Origin of the sequence: Rhizobacter sp. (genome assembly GCF_031412495.1) — a bacterium.
Taxonomy (GTDB): domain Bacteria; phylum Pseudomonadota; class Gammaproteobacteria; order Burkholderiales; family Burkholderiaceae_C; genus Schlegelella_A.
In genome coordinates this window covers 1-2,845 of the sequence record NZ_JANODC010000103.1, presented here as the reverse complement: position 1 = coordinate 2,845, position 2,845 = coordinate 1, and the positions used below count along the sequence as shown (strand labels likewise).

The 2,845-nt window shown below is 67.5% G+C and carries 2 protein-coding genes and 1 pseudogene; 2 read left to right on the top strand and 1 reads right to left on the bottom strand.

All coding sequences use genetic code 11. The annotated features are described in order from the left end of the window. The coding region (locus AC30N0_RS03725; protein ID WP_489516587.1) for a DEAD/DEAH box helicase family protein at positions 1-1,091 on the bottom strand (1,091 nt) is incomplete at its 3' end. A gap of 154 nt (positions 1,092-1,245) precedes the next feature. Here AC30N0_RS03725 and AC30N0_RS03720 point away from each other — a divergent pair. After that, positions 1,246-2,460 (top strand): amino acid aminotransferase, encoded by a 1,215-nt coding sequence (locus AC30N0_RS03720; RefSeq protein ID WP_489516586.1) that lies wholly within the window; start codon positions 1,246-1,248, stop codon positions 2,458-2,460. Further along, positions 2,460-2,845, top strand: a pseudogene (locus AC30N0_RS03715) (polyhydroxyalkanoate depolymerase); the annotation flags it as partial. The gene AC30N0_RS03720 and the pseudogene AC30N0_RS03715, both read left to right, overlap by 1 nt.

Below are 2,845 nucleotides of genomic sequence, written 5' to 3'. Positions count from 1 at the left end.
CTCTCGTCGAGGAACATCAGGGTGTCCTTCGGCAGGTAGTCGACCATCGTCGCCGGCGGCGAGCCGGGCGGCGCGCCCGAGAGATGGCGGGTGTAGTTCTCGATGCCCTTGCAGTGGCCGATCTCCTGCAGCATCTCGAGGTCGAAACGCGTGCGCTGCTCGAGCCGCTGCGCCTCGACCAGCTTGCCGGTCGACACCAGCTCGGCGAGGCGGCCGCGCAGCTCCTCCTTGATCGTGTCGATGGCGGCGACGACGCGGCCGCGCGGCGTCGCATAGTGGCTCGCCGGATAGATGACGAAGCGGGGGATCTTCTGCCGGATGCGGCCGGTGAGCGGATCGAACAGGGTGAGCGACACGAGCTCGTCGTCGAACAGCTCGATCCGGATCGCCAGCTCGCTGTGCTCGGCCGGGAAGACGTCGATCGTGTCGCCCCGGACCCGGAAGGTGCCGCGCGCGAAGTCGGTCTCGTTGCGGGTGTACTGCATGCGGATCAGGTGCGCGATCGCATCGCGCTGGCCGAGCTTGTCGCCGGTGCGCATGATCATCCGCATCTCGGTGTAGTCCTCTGGCGCGCCGATGCCGTAGATGGCGCTCACCGAGGCGACGATGACGACGTCGCGCCGCTCCAGCACGCTCTTGGTCGCCGACAGCCGCATCTGTTCGATGTGCTCGTTGATCGCCGAGTCCTTCTCGATGAAGAGGTCGCGCTGCGGGACGTAGGCCTCGGGCTGGTAATAGTCGTAGTAGCTGACGAAGTACTCGACCGCGTTCTTCGGGAAGAACTCGCGGAATTCGCTGTAGAGCTGCGCCGCCAGCGTCTTGTTGGGGGCGAAGACGATCGCCGGGCGGCCGATCTGGGCGATGACGTTGGCCATCGTGAAGGTCTTGCCGGAGCCGGTGACGCCGAGCAGCGTCTGGAAGCTCAGGCCGTCGCGGATCCCCTCGACGAGCCCGGCGATGGCTGTCGGCTGGTCGCCGGCCGGCTGGTACGGGCAGAACAACTGGAAAGGCGAGCCGGGGTACGTGACGAATTCACCTTCCTGCGCGGGCGACGCTGTCTCGGCGAGGGCGACCTCGGTCATGGGTGTCATGGACGATAATTTCGGGGTTGGCTCGCGCGTGCGAAGCGAAATCGATCAGGTTAGCGCAAACCGCTCGCGGCACGCTCCCTGCCGATGCGAGGGTGCCCCGTACATGGGCGCCGGCGAGCCCGTTTCAAAGGCTGCGGCCGCTCAAGGAACCCAGATGTCTTCACTGTTCGATTCCGTCGAAATGGCGCCCCGCGATCCGATCCTGGGCATCAGCGAGCAGTTCGCGGCCGATCCGAACCCGAACAAGGTCAACCTCAGCGTCGGCGTCTACTACGACGAGAACGGCAGGCTGCCGCTGCTCGAATGCGTGCGCAAGGCCGAAGCCATGATGCAGGAAGTGCCCAAGGCGCGCGGCTACCTGCCGATCGACGGCATCGCCGCTTACGACGCCGCCACCCAGGCACTGGTGTTCGGCGCCGACCACCCGGTCCGGCGCGCCGGCCGCATCGCCACCGTGCAGGCCGTCGGCGGAACCGGCGGCCTGAAGGTCGGGGCCGACCTCCTGCGCCGGATGAGCCCGGGCTCGCGGGTGCTGATCAGCGACCCGAGCTGGGAGAACCATCGCGCGCTCTTCGAAGGGGCCGGCTTCACGGTCGAGTCCTACGCCTACTACGACCCGCGTGCCCATGCCGTCGATTTCCCGGCGATGCTGGCGGCCCTGCGGAGTGCCGCACCGGGCACGATCGTCGTCCTGCACGCCTGCTGCCACAACCCGACCGGCTGCGACCTGACGCCGGCGCAGTGGTCGGAGGTCGTGGCGTCGCTTTCGGAACGTGGCCTGATCCCGTTCCTTGACCTGGCCTACCAAGGCTTCGGCGAGGGCATCCACGAGGACGGCCTGGCCGTCCGCCTCTGCCTCGATGCCGGCCTGGACTTCTTCGTCGCGACCAGCTTCTCGAAGAGCTTCTCGCTCTACGGCGAGCGCGTCGGTGCGCTCTCGGTCGTCTGCGCGACCCAGGACGCCGCGGCACGCGTGCTGAGCCAGCTCAAGCGGGTCATCCGCACCAACTATTCCACCCCGCCGACGCATGGGGCGGCTGCCGTGGCGCACGTGCTCACCACGCCGGAGCTGCGGGTCTTGTGGGAGAAGGAGCTCGCCGGCATGCGGGAGCGCATCAAGCGCATGCGCTTCGAGCTGCAGCGCAGGCTGGTCGCCGCCGGCGCGAACATCGAGACCGACTTCATCACCGTGCAACGCGGCATGTTCAGCTACTCCGGCCTCGACAAGGCACAGATGCAGCGGCTGCGTACGGAGTTCGGGATCTACGGCGTCGACTCGGGTCGGATCTGCGTCGCGGCGCTGAACGACCGCAACATCGGAGCGGTCGTCGATGCGATCGTCCAGGTCACCGAAAGGGCCACGGCATGATGCTCTACGAGTGGTACGAAGCGCAGCGGGCGCTGCTCAGCCCCTTCTCCGAGTTCGCGAGCGCGTCCTCCAAGCTCTACAACCACCCGCTGTCGATGTTCGCGCACACGCCGCTGGCGCATCGCGTCTCGGCCACCCTGGACCTGGCGCACCGACTGGCCAAGGACTACGAGAAGCCGGAGTTCAACATCCGCTCGATCGCGGTGGAGGGCGTCGACGTCGCCGTGCACGAGCAGGTCGCGGTGGAGAAGGACTTCTGCAGACTGCTCCGCTTCAAGCGCTTCACCGACGACCTGCCGACGCTGCAGCGGCTCAAGGTGCAGCCCACCGTGCTGGTCGTGGCGCCCCTGTCCGGCCACCACTCGACGCTGCTGCGCGACACCGT